The sequence below is a fragment of the Pelagerythrobacter sp. Soil_C_18 genome, assembly GCF_057657235.1.
Genome location: NZ_JBDGIU010000002.1, coordinates 409,624 through 430,174, shown reverse-complemented (window position 1 = coordinate 430,174; position 20,551 = coordinate 409,624). Strand labels below are relative to the sequence as shown.

The window sequence follows — 20,551 nt, the reverse complement described above, 5'->3', positions numbered from 1 at the left end:
TGGTGCGCCCGACAGGATTCGAACCTGTGGCCCCCAGATTAGGAATCTGGTGCTCTATCCGACTGAGCTACGGGCGCCCCGCAGCGCGCTTTAGGGTCGCGGGCGCGGCGCTGCAAGAACTACGCGGAACCGGCCCCCGGGCCGGACGACGCCCACGCGAGAAGGTGTCAGCCTTTCGCGGAGTGTTCCGCGCGGGCGATCTCGTGCAGCCAGTCCGCATGGCGCGGTGCCTTCTTGGTCTGCGACCATTCCTCGAGCATCGGCATCGCGACCCGCTTGAGTTCTGCATACTGTTCATCGGTGCCGATGTCGGCAGCGAGCTCGACGCGGTGGCCGTTGGGGTCGAAGAAATAGATCGACTTGAAGATGCCATGATGCGTCGGGCCGATCACGTCGATGCCGAGGCTTTCGACGTGTTCCTTGGCTGCGAGCAATTCCTCCTCCGAGCCGACGCGGAAGGCGAGGTGCTGGACCCAGGCGGGCGTGTTCTCGTCGCGGCCCATGTCCTTCTGCTGGGGCAGTTCGAAGAACGCCAGAACGTTGCCGTTACCCGCATCGAGGAACACGTGCATGTAGGGATCGTACTCGCCCGTGGAGGGTACATGGTCTTCGGAGAAGGCGCTGACATACTCCATGCCGAGCACCTTCTCGTACCATTCCACCGTCTCTTTGGCGTCCTTGCAGCGGTAGGCCGCGTGGTGGACCCCGCCGAGCTTAATCGGGTGCATTGCCTGTTCGGTCATCGCTGCCTCCGTATGGCTTACTCCGCCGGTTCCGTCTCTGCGGGTTGCGCGTCCTCGACCTTGAGTGCGCCGCGCTTGATCTGGTCGCGTTCCATCGATTCGAACAGCGCCTTGAAGTTGCCCTCGCCGAAGCCTTCGTCGCCCTTGCGCTGGATGAATTCGAAGAACACCGGGCCGACCTGCGCCTCCGCGAAGATCTGCAGGAGCAGGCGCGGACGACCGCCTTCGGTGGTGCCGTCGAGGAGGATGCCGCGCGCCTTCAGCGCCTCGACGTCCTCGCCGTGGCCGGGCAGGCGCTCGTCGAGCATTTCGTAGTAAGTGGCGGGCGGCGCGGTCATGAACGGCACGCCAAGCTTCTTGAGCTTGTCCCAGCAGGCCAGGAGATCGTCGCAGATGAGGGCGATGTGCTGGATGCCTTCGCCGTTGAATTCGCGCAGGTATTCCTCGATCTGGCCCTTGCCGCTTTCGCCTTCCTCGTTGAGCGGGATGCGGACCTTGCCGTCGGGTGCCGTCAGCGCCTTCGAGGTGAGGCCGGTATATTCGCCCTTGATGTCGAAGTAGCGGATTTCCTGGAAGTTGAAGAGCGTCTCGTAGTAGTCCGCCCAATACTTCATGCGCCCGCCGTAGACGTTGTGCGTCAGGTGATCGATCAGCTTGAAGCCGGCGCCGGCCGGGTGCTTCTCGACACCGGGCAGATATTCGAAATCGATGTCGTAGATCGTCAGGCCTTCGCCGCCCTCGTTCTCATAACGGTCGACGAGATAGAGGATCGCGCCGCCGATGCCGCGGATCGCAGGCAGGCGCAATTCCATCGGTCCAGTCTCGACGTGGACCGGCTCGGCACCGTTGTCCATCAGGTGCTGCCAGGCCTTGGTGGCATCCTTCACGCGGAACGCCATGCCGCAGGCGGACGGGCCGTGCTCGCGCGCGAAATACCAGGCTGCGCTTCTGGGCTCGTAATTGGTGACCAGGTTGATGCCGCCCTGGCGCCAGAGGTGCACATCCTTGCTGCGGTGGGTGGCCACGTGCGTGAAACCCATGGCTTCGAACACCGGTTCGAGAACGCCCTTCTCCGGCGCGCAGAATTCCACGAACTCGAAGCCATCGAGGCCGGCGGGGTTTTCGAACAGGTCGGGCATGAATGTCGTCTCCTCTATTGGTTTCAAGTGTAACCAATTCGATCCGATTCCGCAAGGGTGAGGTCATGTTGGAAACGCGCGGGAGGCACGGTAGGGCTCGCGCAGGAGCATCGGGTCGTCGCAAATGGGTGATGATCGCCGACAAACCGCTTGAATCGCGGCATTAACTGTGATTCTGTCGCTCTCGTGACGCGAGCAGGGCACAAGATCACTTTGCCGAAGGAGCAATTGACGCAAGGGTTCGCCCTGGCGCTTCTCCTGCTGCTCATGGGTCTTGCTATCGCAGGGCCGAGTGGACTGCTTGCGTGGGGTGAGAACGAGCAGTTGCTGGGCAAGCACCAGACGCGCATCGCGAAGCTGACGGAAGAGCGCAACGCGCTCCGCAACCGGGTCGAGCTGCTGGACCCGGATCACGCGGACCCCGATCTGGTGGGCGAGCAGTTGCGCCGGAACTTCAACGTGGTGCATCCGGACGAGGTCGTCCTGATGCTCGAGCCCGACGGCGAGTAGGCCTGCTGCGGGCACTCTTCGCGCCGCCGGGAATTTCGTATTCATCTGCAGTCCGGGGCGTTGCACGTGCGCGCTGCTTGCGCCTATAGGCGCGGCATGCCGCGCGATGCGGCGCACCTCCCCAGGTGATCGCCACAACCGAGGAAAGAGAATTGGCCAGAACCGCCAAGACCCGCAAGACGCCCGCGAAAAGCCAGCAGCAGGGCGGCCCGTCAGACGATTCCGATTTCGCGCTGCACAGCCTGCAGGAAGCTTTCGAGAAGGCGAAGGTCTACGACGCCTCGGAAGACGAGATGATGGAATTCTACCGGCAGATGCTGCTCATCCGCCGGTTCGAGGAGAGGGCGGGGCAACTCTACGGCCTGGGCCTGATCGGCGGCTTCTGCCACCTCTACATCGGGCAGGAAGCGGTTGCGATCGGCCTTCAGAGCGCGCTCGACAACGACAAGGACAGCGTGATCACCGGTTATCGCGATCACGGGCACATGCTCGCGTACGGCATCGATCCGAAGGTCATCATGGCCGAGTTGACGGGACGCCAGGCCGGCATCTCGAAGGGCAAGGGCGGCTCGATGCACATGTTCAGCACCGAGCATAAGTTCTACGGCGGGCACGGCATCGTCGGCGCGCAGGTGGCGCTGGGCGGAGGGCTCGCGCTCGCGCACAAGTACAACGAGGATGGCGGCCTGTGCCTCGCCTATTTCGGCGATGGCGCGGCGAACCAGGGGCAGGTCTACGAAACCTTCAACATGGCCTCGCTGTGGAAGCTGCCGATCGTCTTCGTGATCGAGAACAACCAGTACGCGATGGGCACCAGCACCGCGCGGTCGAGCGCGGAGACCGAGTTCTACCGCCGCGGCACCGCGTTCCGCATCCCCGGCATGGACGTGAACGGGATGGACGTGCTCGAGGTGCGCGCCGCGGCCGAAGTCGCATTCAAGCACGTGCGCGAAGGCAATGGCCCGGTGCTGATGGAGCTCAACACCTATCGCTATCGCGGGCACTCGATGTCCGATCCGGCTAAGTACCGCACGCGCGAGGAAGTGCAGGACGTTCGCGAGCACAAGGACCCGATCGAGGGCCTGAAGAAAGTGCTGGTCGACAAGGGCAAGAGCGAGGACGACCTGAAGGCGATCGACAAGGAGATTCGCAAGATCGTGTCAGAAGCGGCTGATTTTTCGGAGAACTCTCCCGAGCCGGAAGCGAGCGAACTCTACACCGACGTGCTGGTGGAGGAGTACTGAGCCATGGCGATCGAACTCAAGATGCCCGCGCTTTCCCCGACCATGGAGGAAGGCACGATCGCCAAGTGGTTGGTCAAGGAAGGCGACACCGTTTCCAGCGGCGATATCCTCGCCGAGATCGAGACCGACAAGGCGACGATGGAATTCGAGTCCATTGATGAGGGCACGGTCGGCAAGATCCTGATCCCGGAAGGGACCGAGAACGTCAAAGTCGGCACCGTGATCGCCGTGCTCGCGGGCGAGGGCGAGGACGCCTCCGAAGCCGCTGCCTCGGCAGAGGCGGCAACCTCCGACGAGGGCGAGCAACAGCCTGAACCTCCCGCGTCCTCGGGAGAGCAGGAAAAGTCCGACGACGAGAAGGATGCGATCGCTCCGAGCAAGCCGAAGTCTGAGCCAAAGTCCGATCCTGCCATTCCAGACGGCACCAACATGGCCACCGTCACCGTGCGCGAAGCGCTGCGCGATGCCATGGCGGAGGAGATGCGCCGCGACGAGCGCGTCTTCATCATGGGCGAGGAAGTCGCCGAATATCAGGGCGCTTACAAGGTCACGCAGGGTCTGCTTGAGGAGTTCGGGCCCAAGCGTGTGATCGACACGCCGATTACCGAGTACGGCTTTGCCGGCATCGGCACGGGCGCTGCTATGGGCGGTCTGCGTCCGATCGTCGAATTCATGACGTTCAACTTCGCCATGCAGGCGATCGATCACATCGTGAACTCTGCGGCCAAGACGAACTACATGTCGGGCGGTCAGATGCGCTGCCCGGTCGTGTTCCGCGGCCCGAACGGCGCAGCGAGCCGCGTGGGCGCGCAGCACAGCCAGAACTACGGCCCGTGGTACGCCAGCGTGCCGGGCCTGATCGTGATCGCACCTTACGACAGTTCAGACGCCAAGGGCCTGCTCAAGGCTGCGATCCGCAGCGAGGATCCGGTCGTCTTCCTCGAGAACGAGCTGGTCTACGGTCGCAGCTTCGAACTGCCGGAGCTCGACGATCACGTCCTGCCGATCGGCAAGGCGCGGATCGTGCGCGAAGGTTCGGACGTCACCATCGTCAGCTATTCGATCGGCGTGGGCTTCGCGCTCCAGGCGGCCGAGAAGCTCGCCGAGGAGGGTATCGAAGCGGAAGTCATCGACCTGCGCACGCTCCGCCCGCTCGACAGGCAGACGATCCTCGAAAGCCTGGCCAAGACCAACCGCCTGGTCGTCGCGGAAGAAGGCTGGCCGACGTGCTCGATCGCGTCGGAAGTGATCGCGATCTGCATGGAGGAAGGCTTCGACCACCTCGACGCGCCGGTCCTGCGTGTGTGCAACGAGGACGTTCCGCTGCCTTATGCGGCCAACCTCGAGAAGATGGCGCTGATCGATGCCCCGCGGATCATCGAGGCTGTGAAGAAGGTCTGCTACGTCTGACGTGCGGCGGCGCTCAGTCGAGCGTCGCCACTCCGTCATATACGTTGCAGTCCGCGGTCGCGTCGGGATTCCCTGAATCGTGCTGGTAAACCTGCGACAGATCGCGATTGTCGCGCACGTTGAAGGCGGCGGTGGCGGTTATCTTATCCGCATGTGTGAAGGCATGTGAGATCAGCGGCTGATAGTCGTAGGCCACCTCTACGAACATCACCGCCTCCCCGTCGAACGCGATGATCTCCTCGCCGGGTGGTCCCATGCCGGGGATGCCGCTCATCTGCCCGTCGCCGGCATGTCCGTAGCTCGACGTGTGGACCAGTTCGCCCTTGCACCGCTGCCAGTGAATGTACTGCTGATCCTCGGTTCCCGGCACCACCTCGAGGCTGGATAGGATCACCCGCCCATGCTTGTAGAGGTCGAAGGTCCCCGCCTGGACATGCCCGCCGTAGAGCACGTCGTTGATGTCGGTCTCGTAGAGCCTGGTCTCGCCGAGCAGCGAGTTCTCGCCCACGCGCGAGGCATTGTCGGCGATCAGCACCGCGACTTGGCTGATGCGCATCTGCACGACTGCACGATGCGCCGATTCCACTCCCCAGAGGCCGGCTGTCATCACCAACGGTGCGGCGAGGGCGAACTCGGTAAGCGCGGCGCCCGATGTCGAGCGGCGCAGGTGCGCGAGGAGGGCGCGGAGCGGCTTCATGCACAGTTCCTGATCAGCGAAGAGACATCCTGCTCGCCGTATGGCTGATTGCGCAGCACCGTCGTCGCCTGTGTGGTGAACGTGTCCGGCATGCCGACGAAGGCAGTGATGGCGAAAGCGCGCTGGTAGCTTACGGTGACGACGTAAAGCACCGCATCGCGAGCCCCGCCGAGGCCGTCTGCGCCGCGATCCTGGTCCCACACGCCGTTGCCGTTCACATCCTCGAACGGCTCGCCGCCGTTGCACGCGCCGTTGCCATCGACGTCGCTGAAATCCTCGGGCCGCGCGACATCGGAGAAGCGGGCATAGGCCTTGCGCGAGAACGTCACCTCCGCGCTGGGCACGATGGCGTGAACGGCATCGGTCACCCGCGCATCGATCTCGTCCATCCGCGAATGCGCGCCTTCGATGCCGGAATCGCGCGCCGCCTTCTGGATTGCGCCCTGGAGCTGCGACTGGACGTAGTAGTTGTAGCCCATGTCGAACATGCCGAGCAGCATGAGCAGCAGCACAGGCGCGACCAGCGCGAACTCGACCAGTGTGGCGCCGTCGCGGTCGGCGAGGAGGCTGCGCTGCGGCGTCATCGGCTCACCCGCAAGTCGCTCATGCTTTCGGCGATCGCGGCGAACGAGGCGTTGAGCTCCGCCGCGTCGGCCGCTTCGAAGTAGTGACCTTCGCCCGCGCAATTCTTCATCACGTCGGTCAACGTGACGCCGAAGCCGATCACCCACACGGTGACGTTCTTCCTGCGTACTTCTCCGCAAGTGAAGGCGAAGCGCTGCTCGACGGTTTCGGCGAGCGAGAGCGGAGAGTCCGGCGACCACCGCCGCTGGTCGAGCGGCTCGAAGCCGTAGCTCGAATAGCTGAGGTCGAGCGGCGCGGTCTCGCCGTCGGTCAGGAAGATCAGGTGGCGGCTGGTCATGGAGTTGGCGCCATCCGCATTCTCTGCCGCGAACAGGCCGGTCGGAGAGATGAGGCGGCCGCCCCAGATCATTCCGATGTCGTGGTAGGTGCTGCCTTCCGCGTTCAGAGTGCCGAGATAGTCCTGCAATTCGTCCGCCGTCATTTCCGACAGCTTGCGCGAGGGAGCGGGGCATGCGGCGGACTCAAGGCCGGCCGGCGAAACATACTCGTCCCCGGTGATCTTTTCCTTCGTCTGAAACTTTCCCTTGCCGTTCCATTGGAGAGCGCGGCCATATATGTAGGAGGGGATCATCGGACGCCACTGCGTCGCCGGGTTGCCGCTGCTCGGGACGCGGTCGAGATCGAGGTCGAGCGCACGGGCGAGATCTACCGCGGTGTAATTGCTGATTTCGTAGGTATCGCGTTCCTCGATGCAGCCGTTTCCGATGTTCCGCCAATCGGAAACGTCGTATTCGATCGGGGCGTATCGCCACTCTTTCTTGCTCGACAATGAGGGTTCCTGAACCCTCTTATAGGTGTCCACATAGTTGCTGTAGGTGTGCTGGCGCACGATGCAGGTCGTGTCGTTGAGCACCGTCGAGTAGCTCTGGCCGGTGCGCGTTCGGACGTAGGTCCATTCCTTGCGCACGCCCTCTACCGGGTCGACGACCGCTTCCTCCTCGTATGCGGTCTGCTCCTCCTTCGTGGTCACATTGCTGGCGGGGCGGGAAGGGCAGTGATAGCCCTCCAACTCGGTGAAGCTTGCCTTGTAGGACTCGTATTCGGTGACCTTGACGTCGCCCGAGACTTTCGTCGCACCGGTCGTATAAGTCCGCGTGGATGAGTTCTGTCGATCGGCGACCTTCTCGCGCGATTGGTAGGTCCAGGTTTCGGTCACCCACTCGTCCCGCAGGAGACCCCCGACATTGACGTTGGTCGAGTAGGGCACGAAGCCGTACCGGATGCGCGAACCGGCTTGCGACGCCGCCGCCAGCTGCGCGTGGAAGGTTGCGACCGTCTCCTTCATTGCATCGAGGCGAGATTGCGCATCGCCCGGATTATGCTGCGCCATCGAGCCGGTGACGTCGAGGACCATCATCACGTCGGTATTGGCGAAGTCGATCTGCGCCTCGCACTCGACGCGCACCGGGACGACCGTGAAGCCGAAGATCTGCATGATGGTGGTGGGCACGTCGACGGTCGCCACGCCGGAAATGGCGAAATCCTCCTCCAGCGTCATCACGAAATCGCGATCCTCGGTGCCGTATGAGCCCGAGCGGAAGTTGATGTTGAAGAAGCGCTGTCCGGTCTCGGCAACCTCGGGCGATATCTCACCGGTAAAGGCCGCTTGTGCGCCCAGCCGCTTGCGTGCCGCGAGCACGCCCGAGTCGCATGCCTGCTGTAGCCGGCTCTGGCTGAGGTAGGAGCGCCCCATGTCGATCCCGCCGCCGACCATGGCGAGGATCGGGGCGATCGCCGCGGCGATGATCGCCAGCGTGTTGCCCGAACGATCGCGGCCGAGGCGCGTCAGCATTCCGGCGACGGACCGGCTGGTCGAGGCGAGGCGGTTTCCCACGCTTCGCTGTTATCGCGGGAGGGTAAGATTATCGTGAACGACTGGAGTTAATTTATTGAGATCGTTCGTTTCGGCTCAGCAGAGACCTTGAACCGCCTCTGGGGCCGGATTGAAGATCCCACTGAGGTCGCGATCATCGCGGACGTACATCGCGGCTGTTTTGTAGATCGTCTGTGCCGGAATAAGCCCGCGGAATACGACGGGCTGATAGTCATAGAAAACCTCGGCATACATGATTGCGAACCTCGGTTCTGCTTGCACTAATCGTGTGCCCGAGCCCATCCCGGCGAACGAAGTTCCCGTCTCTCCCTCGCCCTCTTCGCCATAGCGCGACGGATAGGACTTATCTCCGCCGCAGCGCTGCCAATGAATCCACTGGCCGTGGTCCTCATTCACCTCAAGGCTGGAGAGAATGACCCGGCCGTTCGCCTTCAGGTCGAGGTTGCCGCCCTGCAACTGCGCGGCGCGGATCGATTCGTTCGCGTCGAGTTCCCGGAACCGGGGATTGCTGCCGACCACCTCCTGCTTGGCGCGGGAGGCGTTGTCGGCGAGCGAGATCGCGATCTGGTTCACTCGCAGATGCGCGGTTGTGTAGTTGACCAGTTCGAGCCCCCCGAGGCCGAGGGTGACCATGATCGGCAGCGAGTACGCGAACTCGATCAGCGCCACGCCGTCGCGCGCGCGGGCGAGAGCGCGAAGCTCGCGCACCAATCTGGAGGTCAAATGCATCACGGGCATATGCGCACCGACTTGCGAGCCGCCTGCTCACCGAACGGCTGGCTGCGCATAACGGTGGTCGCCTGCGCCGTCGCCCGCTGCGATAGGCCGATCATGGACCAGAGCGGGAAGAGCCGGTCGTATCCGACAGTCACTTCGTAGTAGACGACATCGTCTGCGCCGCCGAGACCATCGGCGCCGATGTCATCATCCCAGTGGTTGTTACCGTTCTGATCTGTGAAGCACTCGGTAATGTCGTACGCATCGTTGTTGTTGGTGTCGTCGTAGTCCTCCGGCACACCGACGTCGCTGAACGTCGCGTAGTTGGAGCGCCGGATATCGATATCCTCGTCCGGGATGAATGGCATGACGGCCTGAACGCTCGCCCGGACGTTCCCGTCGATCGTGGCTTGCGTGGTACGCCCGCTCTCGAGCCCGGCATCGCGCCCCGCGTCCTGCACCGCGCCCTGAAGCACCGACTGCATGTAGAGGCCGTGCCCCAGGTCCAGTACGCCGAAGATCAGCGTCAGCAAAACCGGTGCCACGATCGCGAATTCGACGACCGTGACGCCGGCACGATCGCGCAGGAGAGAGTACAAGCGCTTCACTCGCCTAGCCTCAGGTCGGCCACTTGCGAGGCGATGTAGCGGAAGGTGGCGCGCAGTTCGTCGGAGTCGTTGGAGTAGTACGCGCGGTGGCCGGTCGCGCAGTCCTTCATTTGCTTCGTCAGAGACGAGCCGAAACCGATCACCCAGACGGTGTAGCCCTCGTCCTTGATCGCGTTGCATGCCGCCACGAACCGAGCGTTATGGTAGGGGATCAAGCCGGTCCGACTGGTATAGCGCGGGGCGACGCGATTGTCGTATTTCTCGAATCCATAAGCCGAATAATATTCGGTTTCAGGCGCCATCTCGCCGTCGGTCATGAAGATGATGTGACGGCTGACCGACCGATCCGGTTCGTCATTCACTGTGGTTGCGAAGATGCCGTTGGGGCTTGCAAGACGACCTCCCCAGATCATCCCTATGTCGTGATAGGTGCCGCCTACAGGAGTGAGGTCGTCGAGATAATCATCGAGCCATTCCGGCACGACATCGGGCGTAAGGTCCACTTCCTCAAAGATTCGCATCGGCGCCGGGCAATAATTGGTCGTGCTCGACAGATTCGAGGACGTATCTCGTCCGTCGTAATACTCATTATAATGACCATTGTAATAACCGGCCCGATTGAATACTGCCCGGGGAAAGTAGGGTTTCCAGCGCGTTGGGTCACTGTCGGGCGCCGAGTTGATGTCGAGGTCCGTAGCCCCGGAAGGGACAGGGTCCATGTCCAGTTCCGCTACGGTCTGACGTTCTTCGATGCAGCCACCCCACGTATAATCCTGCGTGTAGACCTTTACTTTGCCAGTAAGCAGGGCGAGCGTCCGGATATCGTATTCACCCCGGTTCTCGATGTAGGCGCGGTCTCGATATCTTTTCTGGTCGTCGTCCCAGTAACCAGTCTCGATTTCATTCACGAAGGTGACAGGGGTAAAGTTCTTCAGTGCGGATACGTCGATTTCCGCCGGTCCGTAGTGCCAATTGGAAAACTCATAAACGGTCTTGCCGTTCACTGTCTTCGCCCGCTGGAATACTGCCGTGCGGGACTGATACTGCACCGTGTTGGCGATATAGTCCTTCGGCATATCGCCGTTCACGAGCAGCCGCTTCGCGTTCACCGTCATGCTGTAGGGTACGAAGCCGTACCGCACCCGCACGTCATCGTCGGTCACCGACGAGGCGATCGTCTTATGGAAGTCTTTCACTGCATCGCGCAGACCCTGAATGCGGGTGCCGGCCATGGATCCGGTCGTATCCAGCACGAACATCACGTCGGTGTTGGTAATCTGCAGTTCGGCCATGCATCCGACCGAGAACGAAAGCTCATTCGTGCCGAACAGCTTCATCAGCACGGTCGGGATCGTGGCGGTGGCGGTGCCGTAGACGTCGCCGTCGGTGCCGGCGCGGGTATTGAACGTCACCTCCTCCGCATCGACAATTGCGGAATCGAAGTTCGCGTCGAACATGCGCGATGCCTTCGCCTTTTCGGAGGTTTCGAACAGGCCGGACTTGGCCATCGCGCGCCGGCCGGCGAGAACGCCGGCGTCGCAGGCGTTCTGTAGCTGCGTCTTGATGAGATAGCCGCGGCTGGCGTCCACCCCGCCGCCGACGATCGCGAGCAGTGGAACGAGCGACGCCGCGAAAATCGGCAGGGTGTTCCCCCGTCGATCGCGCCAGAGCGCTGCCAGCGATTTGGCGATGCCGATACCCCTCATGGAACGTCCGAAGCTGTTCACCGCCGCCCTAGGGGAGTAGCATTAAGAAACTCCAAATGGGGAGCATTTCGGATCGGCGTGGCGCCGCCGGTCTGATCGGTGCTATCGGCAGCCGTCTCGATGCATGACGATCTCTTCCCTCTGCCGCAGCGGCTGGCGCTGAACTACGCCCCCGCGTACCTGCGTGCGCCGACCGCTGCGCTGTTTGCCCTCGACGCGCGTCTGGGCGAACTCGTCGCCAAGGCCAACGAACCGCTACTCGCGCAGCTACGCCTGGCTTGGTGGCGCGACGAGTTGAGCAAGGCGCCCACGGATCGGGCGAAAGGCGATCCCATACTCGATGCGATCGGCGAAACATGGACGGGAGAGGAACGCGCGCTCGTCCGCCTGATCGACGGGTGGGAGCAGCTCGTCGGCGAAGCGCCACTGCCCACTCCTGCGATCGGCGGCTTCGCAAGCGGCCGGGCCGGCGCATTCGCTGCACTTGCCCGCCTCGCCGGCCAATCCGCTGCAGAAGAGGGCGCCCACCAAGCGGGAAGGATCTGGGCGCTTGCCGATTTTGCCGCGCGGGTGAGCAACGTCGAGGAGCGTCAGACGGCCCTTGGCCTCGCGGATGCGCACGGGCACCGCTTCCCGTCTCTGCCGCGTGCTCTGCGGCCACTGGCCGTGCTTCGGGGCCTTGCGCATCGCTCTCTCGCGCGCGGCGGAGCATCGCTGGTCGTGCGGCGGCGCGACATTCTAGCCGCGCTGCGTCTTGGCATGATCGGTCGGTAGCCTATTATCTCCCGGCAAAGCAGGGGGAGAATGGACGATGAACCGGCTGGTTCTGGGGGCGGTCGGCGCCTTGATTCTTGTCGGGATCGGCATGTTCTGGTGGCAGGGAAGGGCGGAGGTCGAGCGCGGGGCTCCGCCGCCACTGCCCGAAATGGCGGAGCCCGATGACGAAGCGTTGCCGCAGGCCGATCCCGAAACGCTGATCGGCCCCAAGCCCCCCGAGGCAACCGAGTTGACGCGCGAGCAGCGCCGCTTCTTCCGCTACGACCGCAACCGCGACCTCAAGATCACGCGCAACGAGATGCTCTCCACGCGAAGCGACGGATTCCGGGAGCTCGACAAGGACGGCAACAATCTGCTGACCTTCGAGGAGTGGGCGGTAACGACAGCGGAACGCTTCGAAAGCGCCGATGCCGATGGGAACAGCGAACTGACCCCTGCGGAGTTCGCCACCACCGCGCCGAAGCGCAAGCCGAAGCCGGCATGCGAATGTTAGCCGCCTACGCCGGGACCCGCATGATACTCTCCAGCCATTCTCCGAAATCGGCTTTCGCGCGGCTCGTGTAGGCTTCCTTGCGCGACTTCTTCTTCACGTCGTGGAGCGGTGGGAAGAGCCCGAAATTTACGTTCATCGGCTGAAACGTCTCCGCCTCCGCATCATCGGTGATGTGTGCGAGGAGTGCGCCCATGGCGGTAGTGCGCGGCGGCGGAGTCCACCCCGCACCCGCCAGTTCGGCCGCGGTCATCAGTCCGGCCATGATCCCGACCGCCGAGCTTTCGACATAGCCCTCGCAACCGGTGATCTGCCCGGCGAAACGGATGTGCTCGCCGCCCTTGAGGCGCAGCTGTCGGTCGAGCACCAGCGGCGAGTTGAGGAAGGTGTTCCGGTGCAACCCGCCCAGCCGCGCGAACTCCGCGTTCTCCAAGCCAGGGATCGTGCGGAACAGCTCGATCTGTGCGCCATGCTTCAGCTTGGTCTGGAAGCCGACCATGTTCCACAGCGTGCCAAGCTTGTTGTCCTGCCGTAGCTGCACCACGGCATAGGGCCAGCGTCCTTGAGGAAACTCGGGGGTTGCGTCGCGCGGATTGTCGAGCCCGACCGGCTTCATCGGGCCGTAACGCAGCGTATCGACGCCGCGCGCGGCCATGACCTCGATCGGCATGCATCCTTCGAAATAGGGGGTATCGGCCTCCCACTCCTTGAAAGCGATCTTCTCTCCGTCGAGCAGGCCCTGATGGAAGGCGAGGTACTGCTCCTTGGTCATCGGGCAGTTGATGTAGTCCCCGTTCTCATTTGAGCCGTCGCCTTTGTTCCAGCGGCTCTGGAACCAGCACACGTCCATGTCGATGGAGTCGCGGTGGACGATTGGCGCGATCGCATCGAAGAAGGCGAGCCGATCCTGTCCCGTCGCCCGGATGATGCTTTCGGCCAGCGTCTGCGCGGTGAGAGGCCCCGTCGCCACTACCGTGAGGCCCGAGGTGGGCAGCTCGTCGATCCGCTCGCGCACGATCGTTATGTTCGGATGTGCTGTGAGGGCGCGCTCGACCTCGGCCGAGAACACGTCGCGGTCGACCGCCATCGCTGAGCCCGCAGGGACGCGTGCGACCTCGCCGGCGCGCATCACCAGAGAATCGAGGCGCCGCATCTCGTGGTGCAGAAGGCCGACGGCATTGCGCTCGTCGTCGTCGGAACGGAAGCTGTTGGAGCAGACCAGCTCTGCCAGGCCGTCCGTCTGGTGCGCGGGCGTCATGTCCCCGCTGCCGCGCATCTCCGACAGGCGCACGCGGTAGCCGCGCTGCGCGAGTTGCCAGACCGCCTCGCTGCCCGCGAGACCTCCGCCGATGATGTGGACGTCATGTGTCATCGCGTGCACCTAGGGGCCGGGCCGATAACCTGCAATGGTCGGGGTGGGCGTGCCATGGCAGCGGAGCCCTTCGTGCTTGCCTGCCATGGGGTTCGAGTCCAAGTACCCGCGTCGAGGGGATGAGAACGATGCCGAAACGCGCGCTGCTTGAACACCGGCCGTGGCTGCTAGCCGCGATTGCGGCGGCGACGGTCTATTTTTTCGTCCGTGCGTGGCCGATCGACGAGCTGTGGCTAATCCTGCTCAAGGGGGCGGGTGTCGGCTTCCTCGCGGTTTACGCCTGGCGGCGTCATGCGAGCGCCGACGGCAGACTTCTGGCGCTCGTCATGGCACTTTCGGCCCTGGGCGACATGCTGCTGGAGCTCGACTTCATCTGGGGCGGCGCGGCTTTCTTCGCCTCCCACCTCGCCGCCATGTCTCTCTACCTGCGTAATGGGCGAGAAGCACCTGCGCCCAGCCAGAAGGCGCTCGCTGTCGCACTGCTGATCGGTACGCCGCTGATCTCATGGCTGCTCACGCGCGACGAGGGGATCGCGCTCTACGCTCTGGCACTCGGTGGCATGGCCGCCTGTGCGTGGATGAGCCGCTTCCCGCGCTACCGGGTCGGTTTCGGGGCGGTTCTATTCGTCATTTCCGACTGGCTGATCTTCGCGCGCATGGGGCCGCTCGCGTCGAGCGCGCTACCGGGGCTGCTGGTCTGGCCGGCCTACTTCGCCGGCCAGTTCCTGATTGCCACCGGCGTGATCCAGACGCTGCGCCGCAACGCCTAGAGGCGGACCTCCGGCGGCGTCACTCGCCGCCGGGCTCGCCTTCGACATCGGCGTCCGATTGTGCGGTCGTCTCGGGCACAGTTTCCACGCTGCCTCGGGCGGCCATTTCTTCGACGATCGCCTCCTCGGCCTCGTTCTCGGGATCGGGCTCCTCGTCGAGTCGCACGGCGCTGACGATCTTCTCGCCTTCCGCCACCTTGAACAGGCGCACCCCTGCCGATCCACGGCCGATCACGCGCAGGCTGTCGAGCCCGATGCGGATCAGCTTGGCCTGGTCGGTCACCAGCATGAGCTGGTCGCGCTGCGTGGCGTTGAAACTCGCCACCACCGGGCCGTTGCGCTCGAAATTGTCGATGTTGAGAATGCCCTGGCCGCCGCGCCCGATGCGGCGATATTCGTAAGCCGAGGACAGCTTGCCGTAACCGTTGGCGCAGACGGTAAGAATGAACTGCTCCTTTTCAGCCAGCTCCTCGAACCGTTCGCGAGCAAGGTCGGTCTCGCCGTCTCTCTCACCCTTCCACGGCGCGTACCTGAGGTAGCGGTCGCGCTCTTCCGAATCGGTGCCGACGCGGTGCAGGATGGAGAGCGAGACGACTTCGTCGCCGTCCTTGAGGTTCATCCCGCGGACCCCGGTCGAGGTGCGGCTGGTGAACTCGCGCACATCGTCGCCGGCGAAGCGGATGGCCTTGCCGTTGCGGCTCGCGAGCAGCACGTCGTCGTTCGCGTCGAGCAGCGCCACGCCGATCAGGCGATCATCGCTGCCCTCCTCGAACTTCATCGCGTACTTGCCGTTCGACGGGATGTTGGCGAACGCATCCATCGAGTTGCGGCGGACATTACCCTTGGCCGTGGCGAACACGACCGATAGCGCGCCCCAACTGCTTTCGTCTTCCGGCAGCGGGAGCACGGTGCGGATCGTTTCCCCTTCGTCGAGCGCAGGAAGCAGATTGACGATCGGCCGCCCCCGGGTCGCGGGGCCGCCTTCAGGCAGTTTCCAGACCTTGAGGCGGTAGACTTTGCCTGCCGTGGAGAAGAACAGCACCGGATTGTGAGTGGAGGTGACGAACATCTCCATCACCGCATCCTCTTCCTTTGTCGCCATCCCGGCGCGGCCCTTGCCGCCGCGGTTCTGTGCGCGGAAAGTAGAGAGCGGCGTGCGCTTGATGTAGCCGTCGAGCGTGACCGTCACGACCATCTCGTCGCGCTCGATCAGGTCCTCGTCGTCGATGCCGTCCCACGCGGGCGCAATCTCGGACATGCGCGGTGTGGCGTAGAGTTCGCGGATCTCGGTCAGCTCGTCGCGCATCACGCCATAGAGCTTCGCTCGGTCGCCGAGGATCGAGAGATACTCCTCGATCGCGATCGACAGCTCCTTGAGCTCCCCGCCGATCTCGTCCCGGCCGAGCGCGGTGAGGCGGTGAAGGCGCAGGTCGAGGATCGCCTTCACCTGCCGCTCGGACAGACGATAGGTGCCGCCCTGCTGCTCGGCGTCGGGCTCGATCGCCTCGACCAGGCGGATGTACTGCGCGATGTCGCCGATCGGCCATTCCTTGCCGAGCAGTATGGCGCGCGCGGCGGCCGGATTGGACGACCCGCGGATCATCGCGACGATCTCGTCGAGATTCGAAACCGCGACCACCAGGCCGAGCAAGATATGGGCCCGCTCGCGCGCCTTGTTCAGTTCGAACTTGGTGCGGCGGGTGATGACCTGCTCGCGGAAGGTGATGAAAGCCTGGATAAAGTCGCGCAGGTTGAGGACTTCGGGCCGCCCGCCACGGATGGCGAGCATGTTCGCCGGGAAGCTCGCCTGTGCCGGCGTGTGCCGCCAGATCTGGTTGAGCACGACTTCGGCCGTCGCGTCGCGCTTGAGGTCGACGACTACGCGCACGCCCTCGCGGCTAGATTCGTCGCGAATGTCCGCGATGCCCTCGATTCGCTTTTCTTTGGCGGCGTCGGCGATCTTTTCGACCAGGCCCGACTTGCCGACCTGATAGGGGATCGAGGTCAGCACAATCGACTGGCGATCGCCGCGCGTCGTCTCGATCGAATGGCGACAGCGCATCAGGACGGAGCCGCGCCCGGTGGTATAGGCCGACTTCGCGCCCGACTGGCCGAGGATCAGCGGCGCCGTCGGGAAGTCCGGCCCGGGAATGATCTCGATCAGCTCTTCGATGCTGATTCCGGGGTTGTCGATGAAGGCAAGGCAGCCGTCGATCACTTCGCCCAGATTATGGGGCGGAATGTTCGTCGCCATGCCGACCGCGATGCCGCCGGCGCCGTTGACCAGCAGGTTGGGGAAGCGTGCCGGGAGAACGGTCGGCTCCCGCCTGGAACCGTCGTAGTTGTCGGCGAAATCGACCGTATCCTTGTCGAGATCGTCCAGCAGGCTGTTCGCGACTTTCGCCAGGCGTGCCTCGGTGTATCGCATCGAGGCGGGCGGATCGGGGTCCATCGAGCCGAAGTTGCCCTGGCCGTCGACCAGCGGCACGCGCATCGACCACGGCTGCGTCATACGCGCCAGCGCGTCATAGATCGAAGCGTCGCCGTGCGGGTGGTAGTTACCCATCACGTCGCCGACGATCTTGGCGCTCTTGCGGTAGGGGCGCCCGGCGACGAAGCCGCCTTCCTGGCTGGCGAAAAGAACCCGGCGATGGACGGGCTTGAGGCCGTCGCGCACATCCGGCAGCGCGCGGCTCACGATCACGCTCATCGCGTAATCGAGATAGCTCGTCTTCATTTCGTCGACAATGTCGACCCGATCGAAATCGCCCGCGGGAAGGGGCGGTGCAAGAGTATCGGTATCGTCGCTCAACGGACTTCTTTTCTTTTGGTTCTGTTGCTGGGAATCCGGCGTTATGCCTAGGCCAGATGACTGGGAATCGCCACCTGAACAGGCCCCAGATGGGCATTCAGGCCCGCTTTTTCCACACTTCCGGCGACTTGTGCCTCACCGGAGGCCGAACGAGGCATTCAAAGCCCGTTCAGCACGCTTCCCCTACAAGATATTGCAATACCCGGCACGAGGCGGCACTAGCGCCTGCCTCATGTGCTTCTCAGCCTAAATGGCGTCTATTTTGTCAAGGGGAGATACCCAGATGCAGTCATTCGTCCGCGATCCGAAAGCGCGCGCCCAGCCGTTCGGCTCACACCTTGCTCTCGCCATCGCGCTCCTCTCGGGCGGGGCGATCGCCACCGTCGCACTGGAATCCCCCGCGCAGGCCCAGAAGGACAAGAAGGAAGAGCAGGCGAAGTCCGATTATTCCAAGGGCTTCATCGAGGTTTATCAGCCGCTCGGCAAGCGCCTCGAGGCCCAGGAGGATCCGGCTGTGCTGAAAGCCGAGATCCCCACGCTGCTCGCGGCCGCCCAGACCCCGGACGACAAGCTGGTTGCCGGGCAGGCGATCTATACCATCGGGGCCCGCAGCGAGGACACCGCTCTCCAGCGCCAGGGCGTCGAGATGATGCTGGAAAGCGGCAAGGTCGCCGCGGCGGACCAGGGCCGCATGGCTTTCGCGGCCGGACAGCTCGCCTATCAGGCCGAGGATTGGGCGAAGGCGCGTACACGCTTCGAACAGGCGGTTGCCGGCGGTTTCGAGAGCGCGAACGCCCAGGGGCTGATCGCGGAAACCTATTTCTCCGAAGGCAACCATGCGGCCGGCCTCGATTTCCTCATGCAGGCAATCACCGCGCAGGAACAAGCCGGGCAGCCGGTAGAGGAGAGCTGGATCCAGCGCGGTTTCGCGATCGCCTACAACAATCAGCTTCCCGAGCAGGCGACCGCGTTCAGCAGGCTCTATGTCACGCACTACCCGTCGAGCGACGTGTGGGGCGATGCGATCGCCGTGCAGCGCAGCTTCTACAACTACGACGATCAGGCGCTGCTCGACCTGATGCGGCTCGCCGAGCGCACGAACAGCCTGCGGAGCGAACGTGACTATGTCGATTACATTGCGGCGGCCGATCCCCGCCGTTTGCCGGCAGAGGTCGGGCGCGTTATCGACGCGGGCCTGGCGGCGAACATGCTGAAGCAGGGCGACGTCCTCGTGACCGAAGCGAAGTCGACGGCGCAGGGACAGACTGCTTCGGCACGTGCCGATCTCCCCGAGCTCGAGAGCGACGCGCGCGCTTCCGGCGCCAACGCGCTTCTCGCAGCGGCGGCGGGCGACATGTACCTGAACTTCGAGCAGCCCGCGAAAGCGGAGGAGATGTACCAGCTCGCTCTGACGCGGCCGGACGTGGATACCGCCCGCGTGCTGACGCGCCTCGGCATCGCCCAGATCGACCAGGGCAAGTCCGCGGAAGCCAAGGCGACCTTCGACAGGATCGAGGGAATCCGTGCGCCGATCGCAGACCTGTGGGCTCTCTACGCCACCACGCAGACCGCTGGCGCCAGGCCGGCAGCACCTGCCGCTCCGGCGCCTGCCCAGTAATCGTTGTTTACCGAAACAAGAGGAGGCGCGGGTTTTGGCCCGCGCCTTTTTCTTTGCGCGTTCTCAGCGCAGGCGCTTGACCCAGATCTGTCCGCCATCGCGCCGTTCGGTCGCGAAGTTGGGAATAGTCTCGATCATGTCGATCAGCCGCGCGAAGCCGTAATTGCGCGTGTCGAAGCTGGAGCGGTTGCCGGCGAGCTGGCCAACTTCGGAGAGCTTGGCGAAGCCCTTCTCGTCGCGCTTGCTCGCGTTATAGGCGTCGAACAGAAGCTGGAGCAGTTCCTCGTCCAGCTTGTCCTTTCTTTTGCCGCCGTTCGCGCGCTCTTCCTTCTCCGCACGGATCAGCGCTTCGACATCGATGAAGCGCGTGCAAGCCTGGCGGAGGGCCTCAGGCGTCTTGGGGCTGCCGAAGCCGTAAACGGGATAGCCATCCTGCCGGATGCGCATCGCAAGCGGCATGAAATCGCTGTCCGAACTCATGATGCCGAAGCCATGGACGCGGCCGCGGTACATCAGATCCATCGCATCGATGGTCATCTTCATGTCGGTCGCGTTCTTGCCGCGCGTGAGATCGAACTGCTGCTGCGGTTCGATGCCATAACGGTGAACGAGATCGGCCCAGCTCTTGAGCGCGGGCTTGCGCCAGTTGCCGTATGCGCGCCGGATATTGACCTGCCCGAGCTCCGCCAGAACGGTCAGCACCGGATCAATGCCGGCGGGACTCGCGTTGTCGGAGTCGATCAGGAGAGCGATGTTGCGTTGCAGCTCTTCGGCCATGTGCGGCTACATGCCGGGCGGAGCGAGGCGTGACAAGCGCTTAGTCGGCGGGATTGAACTCGCCCATCCGCTCGTCGAGCAGGTGAAGCACGCCGTCCGAAATCGCGAAGAAAGCGCCGTGGAGCTTGAGCGCGCCTTTGCCTTCTTTGGCCTGTACGCACGGGAAGGTGCGCAGGTTGCCGAGGCTGACCTTGACCGCGGCATGCTCCAGCGCCCGTTCCGCTTCGCGCCCTTCGGTGCCCAGCTCGGCCGCGATCGGATCGCGCACCTCGTCCAGCATGGCCATCCAGTTGGCGATGAAGCCGCCTTCGCCGGGCTGTGTACCGCGCAGATCCTGGGTCAGTGCCGCCTTGCAGCCGCCGCAGAAGCCATGCCCCATCACCACGATTTCGCGGACGTTGAGAAATTGGACGGCAAATTCCAGAGCTGCCGAGACGCCGTGGTTGCCGGGCGTGGTCTCGAACGGCGGGACCATCGCCGCAACGTTGCGCACGACGAAGATCTCGCCGGGGGCAGCGTCGAATATCTGCATTGGATCGGCCCGGCTGTCGGAGCAGGCGATGACCATGACCCTCGGCGACTGGCCCTCGGCAAGTTCGCTCCACCGCTCACGCTGCGTGGACCAGGCATTCCTGCGGAAGTTGCGGTAACCGTCGATCAGTTCTGCAAAGCTCTTCATGCC

At 63.8% G+C, this 20,551-nt stretch carries 19 protein-coding genes and 1 tRNA gene; 7 read left to right on the top strand and 13 right to left on the bottom strand.

Features of this window, described 5'->3' with window-relative positions:
* From AC3A5N_RS07735 to hppD, 3 genes are all read right to left on the bottom strand, one after another.
* Positions 1–77 (bottom strand) — tRNA-Arg (locus tag AC3A5N_RS07735).
* 90 nt (positions 78–167) lie between these two features.
* Positions 168–743, bottom strand: a complete 576-nt coding sequence (locus AC3A5N_RS07730; protein WP_487736725.1) for a VOC family protein — start codon at positions 741–743, stop codon at positions 168–170.
* Between the two features lie 17 nt (positions 744–760).
* On the bottom strand, positions 761–1,882 hold the full coding sequence (gene hppD, locus AC3A5N_RS07725; RefSeq protein WP_487736724.1) for a 4-hydroxyphenylpyruvate dioxygenase: 1,122 nt from the start codon (positions 1,880–1,882) through the stop codon (positions 761–763).
* Between the two features lie 186 nt (positions 1,883–2,068).
* On the opposite strand from hppD, the gene AC3A5N_RS07720 reads away from it, so the two are divergent.
* The 3 genes from AC3A5N_RS07720 (at position 2,069) to AC3A5N_RS07710 (ending at position 5,046) form a co-directional block, all read left to right on the top strand.
* Complete coding sequence (locus tag AC3A5N_RS07720; protein ID WP_487736723.1) at positions 2,069–2,392, top strand: FtsB family cell division protein; 324 nt, start codon at positions 2,069–2,071, stop codon at positions 2,390–2,392.
* Between the two features lie 152 nt (positions 2,393–2,544).
* Positions 2,545–3,636, top strand: a complete 1,092-nt coding sequence (gene pdhA / locus AC3A5N_RS07715; RefSeq protein WP_487736722.1) for a pyruvate dehydrogenase (acetyl-transferring) E1 component subunit alpha — start codon at positions 2,545–2,547, stop codon at positions 3,634–3,636.
* 3 nt (positions 3,637–3,639) lie between these two features.
* Positions 3,640–5,046, top strand: a complete 1,407-nt coding sequence (locus tag AC3A5N_RS07710; protein WP_487736721.1) for a pyruvate dehydrogenase complex E1 component subunit beta — start codon at positions 3,640–3,642, stop codon at positions 5,044–5,046.
* A 13-nt stretch (positions 5,047–5,059) separates the two neighbouring features.
* Here the strand turns inward: AC3A5N_RS07710 and AC3A5N_RS07705 are convergent, their stop codons facing one another.
* The 6 genes from AC3A5N_RS07705 to AC3A5N_RS07680 form a co-directional block, all read right to left on the bottom strand.
* Positions 5,060–5,743: a TadE/TadG family type IV pilus assembly protein gene (locus AC3A5N_RS07705; protein ID WP_487736720.1), complete on the bottom strand. Its 684-nt coding sequence runs from the start codon at positions 5,741–5,743 to the stop codon at positions 5,060–5,062.
* The gene (locus AC3A5N_RS07700; protein ID WP_487736719.1) at positions 5,740–6,327 is read right to left on the bottom strand and encodes a TadE/TadG family type IV pilus assembly protein; all 588 of its coding nucleotides are present in this window, start codon (positions 6,325–6,327) and stop codon (positions 5,740–5,742) included. The genes AC3A5N_RS07705 and AC3A5N_RS07700 overlap by 4 nt, the downstream gene beginning before the upstream one ends.
* Positions 6,324–8,222, bottom strand: coding sequence for a TadE/TadG family type IV pilus assembly protein (locus AC3A5N_RS07695; protein ID WP_487736718.1), 1,899 nt, complete (start codon positions 8,220–8,222; stop codon positions 6,324–6,326). Before AC3A5N_RS07695 ends, AC3A5N_RS07700 begins: the two co-directional genes overlap by 4 nt.
* Before the next feature lie 75 nt (positions 8,223–8,297).
* Positions 8,298–8,960 (bottom strand): TadE/TadG family type IV pilus assembly protein, encoded by a 663-nt coding sequence (locus AC3A5N_RS07690; RefSeq protein ID WP_487736717.1) that lies wholly within the window; start codon positions 8,958–8,960, stop codon positions 8,298–8,300.
* Positions 8,951–9,547 carry a TadE/TadG family type IV pilus assembly protein gene (locus AC3A5N_RS07685; protein WP_487736716.1) on the bottom strand — a complete coding sequence of 199 codons (597 nt, stop codon included), beginning with the start codon at positions 9,545–9,547 and terminating at the stop codon, positions 8,951–8,953. Before AC3A5N_RS07685 ends, AC3A5N_RS07690 begins: the two co-directional genes overlap by 10 nt.
* A complete protein-coding gene (locus tag AC3A5N_RS07680; protein WP_487736715.1) occupies positions 9,544–11,253 on the bottom strand; it encodes a TadE/TadG family type IV pilus assembly protein in 1,710 nt (569 codons plus the stop codon). Before AC3A5N_RS07680 ends, AC3A5N_RS07685 begins: the two co-directional genes overlap by 4 nt.
* Before the next feature lie 120 nt (positions 11,254–11,373).
* On the opposite strand from AC3A5N_RS07680, the gene AC3A5N_RS07675 reads away from it, so the two are divergent.
* Together AC3A5N_RS07675 and AC3A5N_RS07670 are read left to right on the top strand one after the other, a co-directional pair.
* Positions 11,374–12,027: a squalene/phytoene synthase family protein gene (locus AC3A5N_RS07675; protein WP_487736714.1), complete on the top strand. Its 654-nt coding sequence runs from the start codon at positions 11,374–11,376 to the stop codon at positions 12,025–12,027.
* Positions 12,028–12,064: 37 nt separating this feature from the next.
* Positions 12,065–12,523 (top strand): EF-hand domain-containing protein, encoded by a 459-nt coding sequence (locus AC3A5N_RS07670; protein WP_487736713.1) that lies wholly within the window; start codon positions 12,065–12,067, stop codon positions 12,521–12,523.
* A 4-nt stretch (positions 12,524–12,527) separates the two neighbouring features.
* Here AC3A5N_RS07670 and trmFO read toward each other — a convergent pair whose 3' ends face one another.
* A complete protein-coding gene (trmFO, locus tag AC3A5N_RS07665; RefSeq protein WP_487736712.1) occupies positions 12,528–13,892 on the bottom strand; it encodes a methylenetetrahydrofolate--tRNA-(uracil(54)-C(5))-methyltransferase (FADH(2)-oxidizing) TrmFO in 1,365 nt (454 codons plus the stop codon).
* 128 nt (positions 13,893–14,020) lie between these two features.
* On the opposite strand from trmFO, the gene AC3A5N_RS07660 reads away from it, so the two are divergent.
* A complete protein-coding gene (locus AC3A5N_RS07660; protein ID WP_487736711.1) occupies positions 14,021–14,662 on the top strand; it encodes a lysoplasmalogenase family protein in 642 nt (213 codons plus the stop codon).
* A gap of 19 nt (positions 14,663–14,681) precedes the next feature.
* On the opposite strand, the gene gyrA is transcribed toward AC3A5N_RS07660, so the two are convergent.
* Positions 14,682–17,474 (bottom strand): DNA gyrase subunit A, encoded by a 2,793-nt coding sequence (gyrA, locus tag AC3A5N_RS07655; RefSeq protein WP_487736710.1) that lies wholly within the window; start codon positions 17,472–17,474, stop codon positions 14,682–14,684.
* 283 nt (positions 17,475–17,757) lie between these two features.
* On the opposite strand from gyrA, the gene AC3A5N_RS07650 reads away from it, so the two are divergent.
* Complete coding sequence (locus AC3A5N_RS07650; RefSeq protein ID WP_487736709.1) at positions 17,758–19,092, top strand: hypothetical protein; 1,335 nt, start codon at positions 17,758–17,760, stop codon at positions 19,090–19,092.
* 63 nt (positions 19,093–19,155) lie between these two features.
* Here AC3A5N_RS07650 and AC3A5N_RS07645 read toward each other — a convergent pair whose 3' ends face one another.
* On the bottom strand, positions 19,156–19,869 hold the full coding sequence (locus AC3A5N_RS07645) for an NYN domain-containing protein (protein WP_487736708.1): 714 nt from the start codon (positions 19,867–19,869) through the stop codon (positions 19,156–19,158).
* A gap of 40 nt (positions 19,870–19,909) precedes the next feature.
* Positions 19,910–20,548 (bottom strand): carbonic anhydrase, encoded by a 639-nt coding sequence (locus tag AC3A5N_RS07640; protein ID WP_487736707.1) that lies wholly within the window; start codon positions 20,546–20,548, stop codon positions 19,910–19,912.
* Positions 20,549–20,551: the final 3 nt, after the last annotated feature.